12 protein-coding genes are annotated in these 15745 nt (G+C 57.3%); 3 read left to right on the forward strand and 9 right to left on the reverse strand.

Features of this window, described 5'->3' with window-relative positions; all coding sequences use genetic code 11:
• The first annotated feature begins 50 nt into the window (after positions 1 to 50).
• Together panS and INF68_RS11790 are read left to right on the forward strand one after the other, a co-directional pair.
• Positions 51 to 995, forward strand: coding sequence for a ketopantoate/pantoate/pantothenate transporter PanS (gene panS, locus INF68_RS11785; protein ID WP_029740629.1), 945 nt, complete (start codon positions 51 to 53; stop codon positions 993 to 995).
• 50 nt (positions 996 to 1045) lie between these two features.
• Complete coding sequence (locus INF68_RS11790; protein WP_109846256.1) at positions 1046 to 1318, forward strand: DUF3811 domain-containing protein; 273 nt, start codon at positions 1046 to 1048, stop codon at positions 1316 to 1318.
• Here the strand turns inward: INF68_RS11790 and rluF are convergent, their stop codons facing one another.
• The 5 genes from rluF to metH all read right to left on the reverse strand — a co-directional run bounded on the left by rluF (position 1319) and on the right by metH (position 8383).
• Positions 1319 to 2191 carry a 23S rRNA pseudouridine(2604) synthase RluF gene (gene rluF / locus INF68_RS11795; RefSeq protein ID WP_023309993.1) on the reverse strand — a complete coding sequence of 291 codons (873 nt, stop codon included), beginning with the start codon at positions 2189 to 2191 and terminating at the stop codon, positions 1319 to 1321.
• 54 nt (positions 2192 to 2245) lie between these two features.
• A complete protein-coding gene (locus INF68_RS11800) occupies positions 2246 to 2563 on the reverse strand; it encodes a CcdB family protein (RefSeq protein ID WP_126787139.1) in 318 nt (105 codons plus the stop codon).
• A complete protein-coding gene (locus tag INF68_RS11805) occupies positions 2563 to 2856 on the reverse strand; it encodes a type II toxin-antitoxin system CcdA family antitoxin (protein WP_126787140.1) in 294 nt (97 codons plus the stop codon). The genes INF68_RS11800 and INF68_RS11805 overlap by 1 nt, the downstream gene beginning before the upstream one ends.
• Before the next feature lie 95 nt (positions 2857 to 2951).
• Positions 2952 to 4583 carry a Na/Pi cotransporter family protein gene (locus INF68_RS11810; RefSeq protein ID WP_023309990.1) on the reverse strand — a complete coding sequence of 544 codons (1632 nt, stop codon included), beginning with the start codon at positions 4581 to 4583 and terminating at the stop codon, positions 2952 to 2954.
• A 116-nt stretch (positions 4584 to 4699) separates the two neighbouring features.
• Entirely contained in the window at positions 4700 to 8383 is a 3684-nt protein-coding gene (gene metH, locus INF68_RS11815; protein WP_126787141.1) for a methionine synthase, read from the reverse strand.
• Positions 8384 to 8576: 193 nt separating this feature from the next.
• Between metH and iclR the strand changes: the two genes are divergently transcribed.
• Positions 8577 to 9407 (forward strand): glyoxylate bypass operon transcriptional repressor IclR, encoded by an 831-nt coding sequence (gene iclR / locus INF68_RS11820; protein WP_023309988.1) that lies wholly within the window; start codon positions 8577 to 8579, stop codon positions 9405 to 9407.
• Between the two features lie 198 nt (positions 9408 to 9605).
• Here iclR and aceK read toward each other — a convergent pair whose 3' ends face one another.
• The 4 genes from aceK to metA form a co-directional block, all read right to left on the reverse strand.
• Positions 9606 to 11345, reverse strand: coding sequence for a bifunctional isocitrate dehydrogenase kinase/phosphatase (aceK, locus tag INF68_RS11825; RefSeq protein WP_059445339.1), 1740 nt, complete (start codon positions 11343 to 11345; stop codon positions 9606 to 9608).
• Positions 11346 to 11396: 51 nt separating this feature from the next.
• Entirely contained in the window at positions 11397 to 12701 is a 1305-nt protein-coding gene (aceA, locus tag INF68_RS11830) for an isocitrate lyase (protein ID WP_126787143.1), read from the reverse strand.
• 31 nt (positions 12702 to 12732) lie between these two features.
• On the reverse strand, positions 12733 to 14334 hold the full coding sequence (gene aceB / locus INF68_RS11835; protein ID WP_023309985.1) for a malate synthase A: 1602 nt from the start codon (positions 14332 to 14334) through the stop codon (positions 12733 to 12735).
• Positions 14335 to 14604: 270 nt separating this feature from the next.
• Positions 14605 to 15534, reverse strand: a complete 930-nt coding sequence (metA, locus tag INF68_RS11840; RefSeq protein ID WP_024906663.1) for a homoserine O-succinyltransferase — start codon at positions 15532 to 15534, stop codon at positions 14605 to 14607.
• Positions 15535 to 15745 lie beyond the last annotated feature (211 nt).

A 15745-nucleotide genomic window follows, 5' to 3' on the forward strand; every position in this document is an offset into this window, starting at 1 on the left:
CCCGGCTTTTTCATAACTAAACAACACGACAATACTGCAAGGAATCCACTATGTTATCCGCCGTTACGCGGCTGTTCCCGTTATGGGCGCTGCTGCTCTCCGTACTCGCGTATTACACCCCCGCTACGTTCACGGGCATTGGTCCGTGGGTCGCCACGCTGCTGATGCTGATCATGTTCGGTATGGGCGTGCATCTGAAAATCGACGACTTTAAACGCGTGCTGTCCCGCCCTGCGCCCGTCGCGGCAGGGATCTTCCTGCACTACCTGGTGATGCCGCTTGCGGCGTGGCTGCTGGCGATGGCCTTTAAGATGCCGCCCGATCTCTCCGCCGGGATGGTGCTGGTGGGCAGCGTGGCCAGCGGCACGGCGTCCAACGTAATGATCTACCTGGCGAAAGGCGACGTGGCGCTCTCCGTCACGATCTCGTCCGTTTCGACGCTGGTGGGCGTCGTTGCCACACCGCTGTTAACCCGCCTGTACGTGGACGCGCATATTCAGGTGGACGTGATGGGCATGCTGCTCAGCATTCTGCAGATTGTGGTGATCCCGATTGCGCTGGGGCTGGTCATTCACCATCTTTTCCCGCGCGTGGTGAAGGCCGTTGAGCCGTACCTGCCCGCGTTTTCGATGGTCTGCATTCTGGCGATCATCAGCGCCGTGGTGGCGGGTTCCGCATCGCACATTGCCTCCGTGGGCTTTGTGGTGATCATCGCCGTGGTGCTGCATAACACGATTGGCCTGCTGGGCGGCTACTGGGGTGGGAAGCTGTTCGGTTTTGACGAATCTACCTGCCGCACGCTGGCAATCGAGGTAGGCATGCAGAACTCCGGCCTGGCGGCGGCGCTCGGTAAAATCTACTTCTCCCCGCTGGCGGCCCTGCCTGGCGCGCTGTTCTCCGTCTGGCATAACCTCTCCGGCTCGCTGCTGGCAGGCTACTGGTCAGGCAAACCGATTGATGAACAAACGAAAAAAGATGCGGTGAAGCAGGGTTAATTTGCGCGGCTTGCTTTACACTGAAGCCTCTCTATCAGGAGGCTTCAGCAATGGCTACACCACGTTTGACCCAGAAAGACATGACGGAAGCCGAGCAGCGCGAACTGAAAACGCTTCTCGACCGCGCCCGTATCGCCCATGGCCGCACGCTGACGAACGCCGAAACCAATCAGGTGAAAAAAGAGTACATCGATAAGCTGATGACGCAGCGTGACGCCGCGGCGAAAAAAGCCCGCAAGCTGAAAAAAGAGCAGGCTTATAAACCCGATGCAGAGGCGACCTTTTCCTGGTCGGCCACAACGTCTACACGTGGAAGGCGCTAATCAGCGCCCTTTCTTTTTGCGTCCCGGCTGGGTAAAGCGTTTTCCATTACCCGGCTTGCCTCGCCCCTTATCTTCCGCCTGCGGCGCCTTCACCACCGGGCGCTTAATCGCCTGGGTTTTCGGTTTGGCTTTGGCCTTCGGCTTCGCTTCGGACGAGGAATTCTCGATAAGCTTGAAGAGTTCAATCAGCTCGTCATCCGTTAAATCGCGCCACTCGCCCAGCGGGATGCCTGACAGGCTGACGTTCATGATGCGCGTGCGTTCCAGCTTCGTCACTTCATAACCGAAGTGCTCGCACATACGGCGGATCTGGCGGTTCAGGCCCTGAACCAGCGTAATGCGGAACGCGAACGGCGCTTCTTTTTTGACCTTACACTTCTTCGTGACGGTGCCGAGGATCGGCACCCCGGCGCCCATGCCGCGAATAAATTCGTCCGTGACCGGCTTATTCACCGTCACAATGTACTCTTTCTCGTGGTCGTTACCGGCACGCAGAATTTTGTTGACCAGATCGCCGTGGTTGGTGAGGAAAATCAGCCCCTGTGAGTCTTTATCCAGACGGCCAATCGGGAAGATACGGCTGCTGTGGTTCACGAAATCAACGATGTTGTCCCGCTCACCGTCTTCCGTGGTGCTGACAATCCCAACCGGTTTGTTCAACGCGATAAACACCAGGTCTTCAGCATCACGCGGTTCGATGACCTGACCATTCACTTTAACCACATCGCCAGGCACCACCTGGTCGCCGATGGTGGCGCGTTTGCCGTTAAGAAACACGTTACCCTGTTCAATGTAACGGTCAGCCTCGCGACGTGAGCAGATCCCGCTCTCGCTAATGTATTTGTTTAATCGGGTTGATTGAGTTGGCAGCATAGTTTCTCCTGTGAAGGGCGAAATATACCTTACCTTGCGGCTGACAAAAAAGTGTTAGTAGCCGTTGATCAAAAAATCGAGTGCATCCCGCAATGAAGCCCGGCTTTGCGTAAGATCGGCAACACGCTCACCTAACTCTTTTGGCGATATGCCAGCCATCATGTGCATCATGACCACGCAGGGCTTACCCGCTATCTCAACGACAGGGCACACTTTCGCAGGCGGCTGAATGCCTCCCAGGTTGCTAAGCTCAACTGCTGGTGCGACCAGGACATGCTTCATCACATTGGCCACGGGATGCTGCATATTGATTAGCCAGGGATAGGCAGTTTTCCCCTTACCTTCATTCTCATAAGCAAAATATTGCTCCATCAGAACGATCTCTGAGAATCACTAAAGGAGCCGTTTTCATCAACCCACTGGTTAATGGCCTCGATAGAAGCTTTATTTTCTTCTAACCACTCTGCGCGCTGATGCGCTCGAAACTGCTCTTGCAGCGCAGCCGTGAGTACAGCAGAGAGATTCAGTTTAAGCCGACGCGCCTCTTCAAGGATTTCTGGTGCTAACGACACATTGACTGATTTTTTGATGCCATGAGTAGCGCGCATGAGAACTCCCATCGGAATGCGCATGAATTGGCGAAGTGTAGCGTAATAAACGAGCATTTTCTATTCCCTTCAAAATGTAAGGTCTGAAGAGTAAATGGCGCTTTATAAGGTGTCACGCCCCGCAAAACGGTTTTGCGAGGCGCTTTCAGAGATTAATACTCGTCCCGCTCGTCGTCTTCATCCGGCTGTTCCATCACGCTGTACGCCACCGCGCAGAACAACGAGTTGAGACGCTTCATATCCCCCAGCAGCCCCAGATGCAGGGAGCTGGTCTCGATACTCTGCACGTTCTGCTGGTGCAGACGCTCAACGTGGGCATGCGAGTAGCGGCGGTTCAGAATACGGAAACGATGCTTGTTGCGACGCAGGCGGCGCGCGCTCGGCACGTCGCTGGAGAAGAAGACCAGCATCGCCAGCTTGAGGTTGCTGACCAGCTGTTCGTGCAGCGCTTCCAGCTCCTTCAGGCCTTCACCTGAAAACGCACGACGCGCGGCAAGGGATTTGTCGGCGATCTCGCTGCCCATACGCTCCACGATATCCGAGGCCTGCTCAAGGTTAAGCGACATCTCGATAATTTCCGCCCAGCGGCGGGACTCCTCCTCCGCCAGCTCGTCCTGCGGCATACGCGCCAGGTAAAGCTTAATGGCGGTATAGAGCACGTTGATATCGTCCGCCAGTCTGCGCAGTTCTTTCTCTTCACGCGGCTCGCCGTGCATCACCTTTTGCAGGCCTTCCAGCATGGTTTCCATTGCGTCGCCCATGCGCAGCGTCTCGCGCGCGGCGTTCGCCAGCGCCAGCGCCGGGGTATCCAGTGCGGAGGTATCCAGGTGCTTCGGTTTCAGGCGCGCATCCAGCTCCGGTTCGTCCTGAATGAGGCGTTCGCAGAAGCGGGCCATCGGCGCGGCAAACGGCACCATCGCCAGGCAGCGCACCAGGTTGTAGAACACGTGGAAATAGATCACCAGCTCCGCCTTCGGCAGCGGTAGGTTGTCCATCAGGTTCGCCAGCGGGTGAACGAACGGCAGAATAATCAGGCTGCCCACCAGCTTAAACAGCAGGCTGCCGAGGGCCACGCGGCGGGCTGCGGCGTTGGCCGCGCTGTTATTGAGCATCGCCAGCAGGCCGGAGCCGAGGTTGGCCCCGATCACCAGACACAGCGCCACCGGGAAGGAGATCGCCCCTGTGGCGGTTAAGGTCGCCGTCAGAAGAACCGCTGCCAGGCTGGAGTAGCTGACGATGGCAAACACCGCGCCAATCAGAGCATCCAGCATAATGTCCCCGGTCAGAGAAGCGAAGATGACCTGCACGCCGTTGGCCTCGGTGATTGGCGTGACCGCCTGCACAATCAGCTCCAGCGCCAGCAGGATCAGCCCCAGGCCTATCCCTACGCGCCCGAGCTGTCCGGCGCGCGTCTGCTTGCGGCCGAGGAAGAAGATAACGCCGATAAAAATCAGCAGCGGCGATAGCCAGGAGAGATCGAAGGTCAGGATACGCGCCATCAGCGCGGTACCTACATCCGCCCCCAGCACAATCACCAGCGCCGGGGCCAGCGCCACCAGATCCTGCGCCACAAAGGAGGTGACAAGCAGGGTCGTGGCGTTACTGCTCTGAACCAGCGCCGTTACGCCAATGCCCGCGCAGAAGGCGAGCGGCTTCTTCTCAACGCTGCTGCTGAGAACGGTACGCAAGCGCGCGCCAAATACACGCATCACGCCGGTACGGACGATATGGGTGCCCCATACGAGCAGTGCGACTGCAGAAAGCAGGTGTAACAACGTCAGCACGGAAGTTTTTCCTCCTTATCGTTATTCGTTTTCCATAGGTTCAGTATAAGGGTTTAAACGTAAGAAAGAGACAGGGCGCCCAATGAGCGCCCTGTTTGTTGTAAGGAAAAGTGATTTTAGTCGGCGTCGTAGCCGAGATTTGGCGCCAGCCAGCGCTCCACTTCAGACACGCTCATCCCTTTGCGCAGGGCGTAATCTTCAATCTGATCCCGCTGCAGCTGCGCCACGGCAAAGTACTTGCTGTCCGGATGGCTGAAGTACCAGCCTGAGACGGACGCGCCTGGCCACATGGCGAACGACTCGGTGAGCTTCATGCCGGTATGGGCTTCCACATCCAGCAGCTTCCAGATGGTGCCTTTTTCGGTGTGCTCCGGACAGGCCGGATAGCCCGGCGCCGGGCGAATCCCCTTGTAGTTTTCGCGGATCAGATCCTCATTGCTGAGGTTTTCATTCGCCGCGTAGCCCCAGTGCACCTTACGTACGCGCTCGTGGAGATACTCGGCAAATGCTTCTGCCAGGCGGTCGGCAATCGCTTTCACCATGATTTTATTGTAATCATCGTGCTGCGCTTCGAACGCGTCCGCCAGCGCGTCTTCTTCCAGACCGCCGGTCACCGCAAAGGCGCCGATATAGTCGGCTTTACCACTCAGCTTCGGCGCGACGAAATCGGCCAGGCAGTAGTTGGCAAAGCCCACTTTCTCCGTTTGCTGGCGCAGATGGCGGCTGACCGCCAGCACGTGGGTGCGGGTTTCATCGCGATAAATTTCGATGTCGTCGCCCACGCGGTTCGCCGGGAACAGGCCCACCACGCCGCGCGGGTTGAGGCTTTTCTCTGCGCTCAGCGTGTCGAGCATGTCGTTGGCATCTTTAAACAGGCGCTTCGCCTCCTCGCCGACCACCTCATCTTCCAGGATGCGCGGATATTTGCCCGCCAGCGACCAGGTCATAAAGAACGGCGTCCAGTCGATGTAGTTACGCAGCGTCTCGATGCTGGCCGTCACGTCCTGCACGCCCAGACGGTGTGCCACCGGTGGCGTGTAGCTGGACCAGTCGAAGGCCAGATCGTTGTCGCGCGCCGCCTGAAGCGAAACAGGCGGGGTGCGCGGCTTCTTACGGCCGTGCTGGATGCGAACGGTTTCGTACTCTTTGCGGGTGCGCTCAACAAACTCGTCGCGCTGGGTGTCCGAGAGCAGCGCGGAGACTACGCCCACCGTGCGCGAGGCGTTCTGCACGTAGACCGTCGGGCCGCTGTAGTTCTGCTCGATCTTCACCGCCGTGTGCGCTTTTGAGGTGGTCGCCCCGCCAATCAATAGCGGAATGGTGAAGCCCTGTCGCTCCATCTCTTTTGCCACGTTGACCATTTCGTCGAGCGACGGCGTAATCAGGCCGGAGAGGCCAATCAGGTCGGCGTTCACTTCGCGCGCGGTCTTGAGGATTTTGTCCGCCGGGACCATCACGCCGAGGTCGATAATTTCGTAGTTATTACACTGCAGCACTACGCCGACGATGTTCTTGCCGATGTCGTGCACGTCGCCCTTCACGGTGGCGATAACCATCTTGCCGTTGCTGGAACCTTTCTCTTTGCTGGCTTCGATGTAGGGCTCAAGATACGCCACCGCCTGCTTCATCACGCGGGCGGATTTCACCACCTGCGGCAGGAACATTTTGCCCTCACCGAACAGATCGCCGACCACGTTCATGCCGTCCATCAGCGGGCCTTCGATCACCTCAATCGGGCGATCTGCCTGCTGGCGCGCCTCTTCGGTATCGAGCTCGATAAATTCGGTGATGCCTTTGACCAGCGAGTATTCCAGACGCTTTTTCACGTCCCAGGAACGCCACTCGGCCTGCTGAACGTTTGCCGCCTCATCCGATTTACTGCCGCGGTATTTCTCCGCCAGGTCCAGCATGCGCTCGGTGGCGTCGTCGCGGCGGTTAAGGATTACGTCCTCTACGGCGTCGCGCAGCTCGGCAGGGAGGTCGTCATAAATCGCCAGCTGGCCGGCGTTAACGATCCCCATGTCCATGCCGTTGCGGATGGCGTAGTAGAGGAACACGGCGTGAATCGCTTCGCGCACCGGGTCGTTACCGCGGAACGAGAACGACACGTTCGATACGCCGCCGGAGATCAGCGCGTGCGGCAGCTCGCGCTTGATGTCCTCACATGCCCCGATAAAGTCCTGGGCATAGTTGTTGTGCTCTTCAATCCCGGTCGCGACGGCGAATATATTCGGGTCAAAGATAATGTCTTCCGGCGGGAAGCCCACCTCTTCGGTCAAAATCTTGTACGCGCGGCGGCAAATCTCAATTTTACGCTCGCGGGTATCCGCCTGGCCCACTTCGTCAAAGGCCATCACCACCACGGCGGCACCGTAGCGGCGGACCATCTTCGCGTGGTGGATAAAGATATCAACGCCCTCTTTCATCGAGATAGAGTTGACGATGCCTTTACCCTGGATGCACTTCAGCCCTTTTTCGATGACTTCCCACTTGGAGGAGTCAATCATGATCGGCACGCGGGCAATGTCCGGCTCACCGGCAATCAGGTTGAGGAAACGCACCATCGCCGCTTCGGCGTCGAGCATCCCCTCATCCATGTTGATATCGATAATCTGCGCGCCGCTTTCCACCTGCTGGCGGGCAACGTCCAGCGCTTCGCTGTATTTCTCTTCTTTGATCAGTCGCTTGAACTTTGCGGAACCGGTGACGTTAGTACGCTCACCCACGTTCACAAACAGGCTGTCGTCGCCGATGGTCAACGGCTCAAGGCCGGACAGACGACAGGCAACCGGAAGCTCGGGCAGCTTGCGCGGCGGCAGCCCGGCCACGGCGTTGCTCATGGCCGCGATGTGCTCCGGCGTGGTGCCGCAGCAGCCACCGACGATGTTCAGGAAGCCAGACTCGGCCCACTCGCGGATTTGCGCCGCCATGGTGTCGGCATCGAGATCGTATTCACCGAACGCGTTCGGCAGACCGGCGTTCGGGTGGGCGGTGACGTAGCATTCCGCGATACGGGAAAGCTCCTGTACGTACTGGCGCAGTTCATCCGGCCCCAGCGCGCAGTTCAGGCCAAAAGAGAGCGCTTCGGCGTGACGCAGGGAGTTATAAAACGCTTCGGTTGTCTGACCGGACAGGGTACGGCCGGAGGCGTCGGTGATGGTGCCGGAAATCATGATCGGCAGGTCAACGCCCAGCGCCTCGAACTCCTCTTTCACCGCGTAAATCGCGGCTTTGGCATTGAGAGTGTCGAATACGGTTTCAATCAGGATCAGATCGGAACCGCCTTCCACCAGCGCTCTGGTCGATTCGCGGTAGGCGGCCACCAGCTGGTCAAAGGTGATATTACGAAACGCCGGGTCGTTGACGTCCGGCGAAATCGACGCGGTGCGGTTCGTCGGGCCAAGCACCCCGGCAACGTAGCGAGGCTTGTCCGGCGTGCGGGCCGTCCACTCGTCGGCGCAGGCGCGCGCCAGCTTCGCGGCTTCCAGGTTGATTTCCGCCGACAGGGATTCCATCTGGTAATCCGCCATGGCGATGGTTGTCGAGTTAAAGGTGTTGGTCTCAACGATATCCGCACCCGCTTCGAAGTAGGCGTTGTGGATATCCTTAATGACGGACGGCTTGCTGAGCACCAGCAGATCGTTGTTCCCTTTCAGGTCGCAGGGCCAGTCTGCGAAGCGCTCGCCGCGGAAATCGTCTTCACTCAGACGATACCCCTGGATCATGGTGCCCATGCCGCCGTCCAGCACCAGAATTCGTTCATTTAACTGCGCACGCAGTTGCTCTACTTTGCTGCTCACACTTGCTCCCGACAACGCTCAACAAGGCCAAAAGGCTGCGTTCCATACTGGCACAATCTCGCAGGGTGGAAAAGCCGCACAGCGGTAACATGAGACATGTTCACCATCACTCCTCCGATCAGTCAGGATAACGGTTGCAAATCCACCAAATAAAACGAAAATGATTTCCACGATACAGAAAAAGGAGATCGTCATGGTCGCGACCGTTCCCGCTAAACGCGGCAGAAAACCTGCTGCCACCGCCGCCGCCGCACAACAGGGCGGACAGGTTCAATCGCTCACGCGCGGTTTGAAGCTGCTGGAGTGGATAGCCGAGTCGCACGGCAGCGTGGCCCTGACGGAGCTGGCCCAGCAGGCTGGCCTGCCGAACTCCACGACGCATCGCCTGCTGACCACCATGCAGCAGCTGGGCTTTGTCCGCCAGGTCGGCGAGCTGGGGCACTGGGCGGTGGGCGCGCATGCGTTTATCGTCGGCAGCAGCTTCCTGCAGAGCCGCAACCTGCTGGCGATTGTGCACCCGATTCTGCGCAAGCTGATGGAGGAGTCCGGCGAGACGGTCAACCTGGCGGTGCTGGACCAAAGCGACCATCAGGCGATTATCATCGACCAGGTTCAGTGCACGCAGCTGATGCGTATGTCCGCACCGATTGGCGGCAAGCTGCCGATGCATGCCTCCGGGGCGGGGAAAGCGTTTCTCTCGCAGCTGAGCGAAGAGCAGGTGACGGGACTGCTGCACCGTAAAGGTCTGCACGCCTATACCCACGCCACGCTGGTGTCGCCCGTGCATCTGAAAGAAGATCTGGCCCTGACCCGCAAGCGCGGCTATTCGTTTGATGATGAAGAACATGCCCTGGGCCTGCGCTGCCTGGCGGCCTGCATTTTTGACGAGCACCGCGAGCCGTTCGCCGCCATCTCCATCTCCGGGCCGATTTCACGTATGACCGACGATCGGGTCACTGAGTTGGGTGCGCTGGTGATTAAGGCGGCGAAAGAGGTCACGCTGGCGTACGGTGGGATTCGTTAAGTTGGGTTCCGGCGGATATTCGGACCGTAGGCCCTGTAAGCGCAGCGCCACCGGGCGATGGGGTTGCACTGCAGCCTGATGCCCTCACCCCGGCCCTCTCCCACAGGGAGAGGGAGAAAACATGATGCCCTCACCCTGCGAGAGAGGGAGAAAACATGATGCCCTCACCCTGCGAGAGAGGGTGCAAACATGATGTCCTCATCCTGCGAGAGAAGGTGCAAACCTAATGCAAAACCTCTGCTTGCGGCGGTAAGCGTACACATCTTCGACATGCCCGTTTTTGATCCGCGTTTGCAGTCCGCGCCAGTAGCTGGCGCGGAACAGATCCTCATGCATTTCTTCGAATAGCGGCCCGATGCGCGGGTCGGCGCACAGCCAGTGGCGAAACTCCTCCGGAAACACATCGCCCGGCGAGACGCTGTACCACGGCTCACCGGAAAGCTCATCTTCCGGGTAGCGGGGCTGTGGTATATCGCGGAAATTCACTTCGGTCATGTAGCAAATTTCGTCGTAATCGTAGAACACCACCCGCCCGTGACGGGTGACGCCGAAGTTTTTAAACAGCATGTCGCCCGGGAAAATATTGGCGGCGGCAAGCTGGCGAATCGCGTTGCCGTATTCTTCAATGGCATCCCGCAGCGCCTGACCTTCGGACTGCTCAAGCCAGATATTCAGCGGTACCATGCGGCGCTCAATGTAGAGATGGCTAATCACGATTTTGTCACCCAGATCGGTGATTTTCGCGGGCGCTTCCTGCATTAACAGCGCCATGAGCGCCGGGTCGATCTGCTGTTTATCCAGCACAAAGTTTTCGAACTCCTGGGTATCCGCCATGCGCCCGACGCGGTCGTGCTCTTTGACCAGCTGATAGCAGGCGCGAACGTGCGCGGCGGTCATCTCTTTCTGCGGCGCGAATCTGTCTTTAATCACCTTAAAGACCCGGTCGAAACCCGGCAGCGTAAAGACCAGCATCACCATGCCGCGAATGCCGGGCGCTTCGATAAACTGCTCATCGGCCGCGGTGACATAGCGCAGGTACTCCCGGTAGCTTTCCGTTTTGGCGTGCTTCTGGCAGCCAATGGCCATATACAGCTCGGCGGTGGTTTTGCCCGGCAGGATCTCTCGCAGCCACTCTACCAGCGCGGCAGGCAGCGGGGCGTACACCATGAAATAGGAGCGGGCGAAGCCAAACACGATGCTGGCCTCGGCGCCGGTGGTCAGGCAGGTATCGACAAACAGTTCCCCGTCGTCGGTACGGTGAATGGGCAGCAGAAACGGCACAATGGCGGTCGGCGTAACCAGCTTGCCGACCAGCCAGGCGGCTTTATTGCGGTAGAAAAGCTCGTTGGCCACCTGCAAATGGCTATGGCTAAGGACCTCCGCGCCAAAGGTTTCGTTGAGATGCGCGTGGATATAGCCGATATCCCGGGTTTTATTCTCCCAGGGCAGGCGCAGCGGCAGATCCGTTAGCACGCGGTGCAGGAGTTTTTCCCATCCGCGATCGGGAAAGAAATCTTTCGCCAGCGGACGGGGAATGGTTCGAAAGCGCCGCTCGGGCTGGGAGCTGAAGATAAATAACCGCTCAGGAGATAGTGAGCGGTGGTCAAATAACCGGCAATAGACGGAATTGAAAAAGCTCTCCGCAATCTCGAAGCGCGGGTAATCGGGTAACAAATGGGTGTAGTGCTCCTTCACGCGCAGTAAAAATTCCGCGTCCGGGCTTTTACCGTCGGTAATACAGCGCAGCTGCTCCACCACCAGACCCACGTGGTGGTCATAGAGATGGATACGCTGCTTCATGGCCTGCTGAACCGCATGCCAGTCTGCATGTTCGAAGCGCTGCTGCGCGCCGGATGTCACTTCAAGAAAACGACCATACTGGGCATCAAAGCCCTGCAAAATAGTTTGGGCAATCAGCAATTCCAGGCCACGCGACATATATTCCCCCTCACCCCAACCCTCTCCCCGAGAGGGGAGAGGGGGAAAAGTTTAGAACTGTGCTTCTTCCGTTGAACCCGTTAAGGCGGTGACGGAGGAGGTGCCGCCCTGAATAATCGTGGTCACATTGTCAAAGTAGCCGGTTCCCACCTCCTGCTGGTGAGACACGAAGGTGTAGCCGTCTTTGCCCGCGGCAAACTCCGGCTGCTGCACCTTCTCAACGTAGTGCTTCATGCCCTCACCCTGCGCATAGGCGTGCGCCAGGTCGAACATGTTGAACCACATGCTGTGGATACCGGCCAGGGTAATGAACTGGTATTTGTAGCCCATGTCGGACAGCTGCTGCTGGAAGCTGGCGATGGTTTTGTCATCCAGCTTTTTCTGCCAGTTGAAGGACGGCGAGCAGTTGTAGGCCAGCAGCTTGCCCGGGTATTTCGCGTGGATGGCATCGGCAAAGCGTTTTGCCAGCGCCAGATCAGGCGTGGAGGTTTCACACCAGACCAGGTCCGCGTAAGGCGCGTACGCCAGGCCGCGGCTGATCGCCTGTTCAATGCCGGCATAGGTGCGGTAGAAACCTTCGCTGGTGCGCTCGCCGGTGATGAATTCGCTGTCGTACGGGTCGCAGTCAGAGGTGATCAGGTCCGCCGCGTCCGCATCGGTACGGGCAATCACCAGCGTCGGCACGCCGAGCACGTCAGCAGCCAGACGCGCGGCAACCAGCTTCTGTACGGCTTCCTGTGTGGGAACCAGCACCTTACCGCCCATATGTCCGCACTTCTTCACTGACGCCAGCTGGTCTTCGAAGTGAACGGCCGCTGCACCGGCCTCAATCATCGATTTCATCAGCTCGAAGGCGTTCAGCACGCCGCCGAAGCCCGCTTCCGCATCCGCAACGATCGGCAGGAAGTAATCAATAAAGCGCGGATCGCCAGGTTCAATACCGGCAGCCCACTGGATCTGATCCGCACGGCGGAAGGTGTTGTTGATCCGATCCACGACCGACGGCACGGAGTTAGCCGGATAGAGCGACTGATCCGGATACATGCTGGAGGCCAGGTTGGCGTCCGCCGCGACCTGCCAGCCGGAGAGGTAAATAGCCTCAATACCCGCCTTCGCCTGCTGCAGGGCCTGACCGCCGGTCAGCGCACCGAGGCTGTTGATATAGCCTTTTTTAGAGCCACCGTGCAGCAGCTTCCACATTTTCGCCGCACCGTTCTGTGCCAGCGTGCATTCCGGATTGACCGAGCCGCGTAATTTCACCACTTCCTCCGCGCTGTAAGGACGGCGGATGCCTTCCCAGCGAGGTTGTGTCCACTCTTTCTTTAACTCTTCGATTTGTTGGGTACGGGTTTTCATGTGCAGATGCTCCATATTGTTATGTGGTGAGTTACGCCAGGAAGCGGTAGCCCGGCAGGGTCAGGAAGTCGATTAAGTCATCTGATGTGGTGATTTGCTCCATCAGGCGCGCGGCGTCGTCAAAACGTCCGCTGCTGAAGCGGTGTTCGCCCAGCTCGTCCTGGATCACCCGCATCTCTTCGGCCAGCATCTGGCGGAACAGAGATTTGGTCACCGGCTTGCCGTTGCTGAGCGTTTTTTGATGGTGGATCCACTGCCAGATGGAGGTACGTGAGATCTCCGCCGTCGCGGCATCTTCCATCAGTCCGTAGATAGGCACACAGCCGTTGCCGGAGATCCACGCTTCGATGTACTGGACCGCGACGCGGATATTGGCACGCATGCCCTCTTCCGTACGCTCGCCCGCGCACGGAGCCAGCAGCTGTTCTTCAGCCGTTGGGGCATCGTCTTCGCGCGTGACAAACAGCTGGTTTTTATTGTCGCCGAGAACGCGGTTAAAGACCTCCATCGCCGTATCGGCCAGGCCGGGATGGGCAATCCACGTGCCGTCGTGACCGTTACGGGCTTCAAGCTCTTTGTCGGCCTTCACCTTGTTGAGCACCTGATTGTTGCGCTCTGCGTCTTTGCTCGGGATAAATGCCGCCATGCCGCCCATCGCAAAGGCACCGCGCTTATGGCAGGTTTTGATCAGCAGACGCGAGTAGGCGCTCAGGAACGGTTTATCCATGGTCACGACCTGGCGATCCGGCAACACGCGGTCGGGATAGTTTTTCAGGGTTTTGATATAGCTGAAAATATAGTCCCAGCGCCCGCAGTTCAGGCCGACAATGTGGTCGCGCAGGGCATGCAGAATTTCATTCATCTGGAACACGGCTGGCAGCGTTTCAATCAGCAGAGTGGCCTTGATGGTTCCGCGCGGCAGGTTGAAACGATCTTCCGCGTAGCTGAACACTTCGCTCCACCAGGCCGCTTCCTGCCAGGCCTGCGTTTTTGGCAGATAGAAATAAGGGCCGCTGCCTTTTGCCAGTAGGTTCTTGTAGTTGTGGAAGAAATAGAGTGCGAAATCAAACAGGCTGCCCGGAATGGCTTCCCCACGCCAGGTGACATGTTTTTCAGGCAGATGCAGGCCGCGTACGCGACAGATCAGCACCGCAGGGTTCGGTTTGAGCTGGTAAATTTTGCCGGCTTCGTTGGTATAGCTGATGGTGCCGTTCACGGCGTCGCGCAGGTTGATCTGCCCCTCGATGACCTTACGCCAGTCCGGCGCCAGTGAGTCTTCAAAATCGGCCATAAAGACTTTAACGTTGGCGTTCATGGCGTTGATCACCATTTTACGCTCTACCGGACCGGTGATCTCAACGCGACGATCCTGTAAATCTTCAGGGATGCCGCGGATTTTCCACTCACCGCGACGAATGGAAGCGGTTTCCGAAATGAAGCCAGGCAACTTGCCATCGTCAATTTCCTGCTGCTGATGAATGCGTGCCGCCAGCAGCTTATTGCGCTGCGGCGTAAAGCGGGTCACCAGTTCAGTCAGAAACTCTACCGCTTCCGCCGTCAAAACCTGCTGTTCTTGCTCGCCATACGGCTGGGTAAAGGCCAGTTCATCGACCGTCGTTGCCTGTTGAGTCATTACTCTACTCCTCATCAAAGATCCAAAATCACGCCCCCGATGCGAACGAAAGATCGTTGTGTAGTTTTCGCTCAGCAGAATTAAGACTATCTATATTTTTTCTAAAATCAAAAACAATTTCCATTTTAATTGTTAGTTGCAATTAATTATCTGATTTTACTGGGATTAAAGTTTTATTGAATGGTGAGTGACATTTCGGAAATAAAAAAGGCACCCGAAGGTGCCTGATTTGAATAGCTGAAACGCTTTAGGATCGTTTAGTGCAGAAGATTACTCCAGCGTCGGATTCATGTGACGCAGATCGTATGGCGTTATTTGATAGACGTAATAGTTGAGCCAGTTGGTAAAAAGCAAATTCCCATGGCTGCGCCAGGTTGCTCTCGGTTTGTTTTGCGGGTCGTCTTTCGGGAAATAGTTGTACGGTACATCCGGATTTAGACCCGCTTCGACATCACGGAAATACTCTGACGCAAGGGTATGCGGGTCGTACTCAGGATGCCCGGTCACAAAAGCAATGCGTTTATCCTTGCTGGCAAACAGGTAAGCATCCCCGTCTTCCGTTTCGGCCAGGATCTCCAGATCGGTGTAATCACGAATCAGCTGGGCCGGGAAATCGGCGTAGCGAGAATGCGGGGCCAGGAAAGAGTCATCGAAACCGCGCGTCAGCAAAGCGTGCGGGTGAAGAATGTGGTGTTCGTAGACACCGGAGAGCTTTTCAGTGCGGGTTTGCTTGGGGATGCCATAAAGAATATTCAGCGCGGCTTGTACCGCCCAACAGACAAACAATGTGGAGGTAACGTGATCTTTTGCCCACTCCAGAACCTGTTTGATCTGTGGCCAGTAGGCGACATCGTTAAATTCAACCAGACCGAGCGGCGCACCGGTCACGATCAATCCGTCGAAGTTTTCCCCCTGAATATCATCGAAGTTACAGTAGAAGTTGTTCAGATGCTCAGAAGGCGTGTTACGTGACTCACGGGCATCAATTCGCAGCAGCTGAATATCAACCTGCAGCGGGGAGTTCGACAGAAGACGCAGGAACTGGTTTTCTGTTTCGATCTTTTTTGGCATCAGATTGAGAATAAGCACCTTCAGCGGGCGAATTTCCTGACCTGTCGCACGCGAAGCCGTCATGACGAAAACGTTTTCTTCACGCAAGAAATTGACGGCTGGTAGCTCGTCCTGCACCCGAATCGGCATAACTTAATATCCTCACAGCATACGTATAAACGTTTAGACATCCAGACAGCTAACGATACCGAGAAATGGTTTGAATGTCGAGTCTGCAAGCAGAAGGTGAGAAAGTTTCAAGGAGGGGAAGAGGAAAAAACAAAAGCAAAAAACCCCGCACCTTACGGTACGGGGTTCTTCTAATTGATGCCTGGCAGTTCCCTACTCTCACATGGGGAGA

It is taken from the genome of Enterobacter cloacae complex sp. P16RS2, assembly GCF_014982155.1.
Classification (GTDB): domain Bacteria; phylum Pseudomonadota; class Gammaproteobacteria; order Enterobacterales; family Enterobacteriaceae; genus Enterobacter; species Enterobacter cloacae_M.

Coding starts and splice junctions, on each gene's coding strand:
- aceK (WP_059445339.1), bottom strand. CDS start 11,345: ATGTCGCGTGGCCTGGAATTGCTGATTGCCCAAACTATTTTGCAGGGC.
- iclR (WP_023309988.1), top strand. CDS start 8,577: ATGGTCGCGACCGTTCCCGCTAAACGCGGCAGAAAACCTGCTGCCACC.
- rluF (WP_023309993.1), bottom strand. CDS start 2,191: ATGCTGCCAACTCAATCAACCCGATTAAACAAATACATTAGCGAGAGC.
- INF68_RS11800 (WP_126787139.1), bottom strand. CDS start 2,563: ATGGAGCAATATTTTGCTTATGAGAATGAAGGTAAGGGGAAAACTGCC.
- aceA (WP_126787143.1), bottom strand. CDS start 12,701: ATGAAAACCCGTACCCAACAAATCGAAGAGTTAAAGAAAGAGTGGACA.
- aceB (WP_023309985.1), bottom strand. CDS start 14,334: ATGACTCAACAGGCAACGACGGTCGATGAACTGGCCTTTACCCAGCCG.
- panS (WP_029740629.1), top strand. CDS start 51: ATGTTATCCGCCGTTACGCGGCTGTTCCCGTTATGGGCGCTGCTGCTC.
- metA (WP_024906663.1), bottom strand. CDS start 15,534: ATGCCGATTCGGGTGCAGGACGAGCTACCAGCCGTCAATTTCTTGCGT.
- INF68_RS11805 (WP_126787140.1), bottom strand. CDS start 2,856: ATGCTCGTTTATTACGCTACACTTCGCCAATTCATGCGCATTCCGATG.
- INF68_RS11790 (WP_109846256.1), top strand. CDS start 1,046: ATGGCTACACCACGTTTGACCCAGAAAGACATGACGGAAGCCGAGCAG.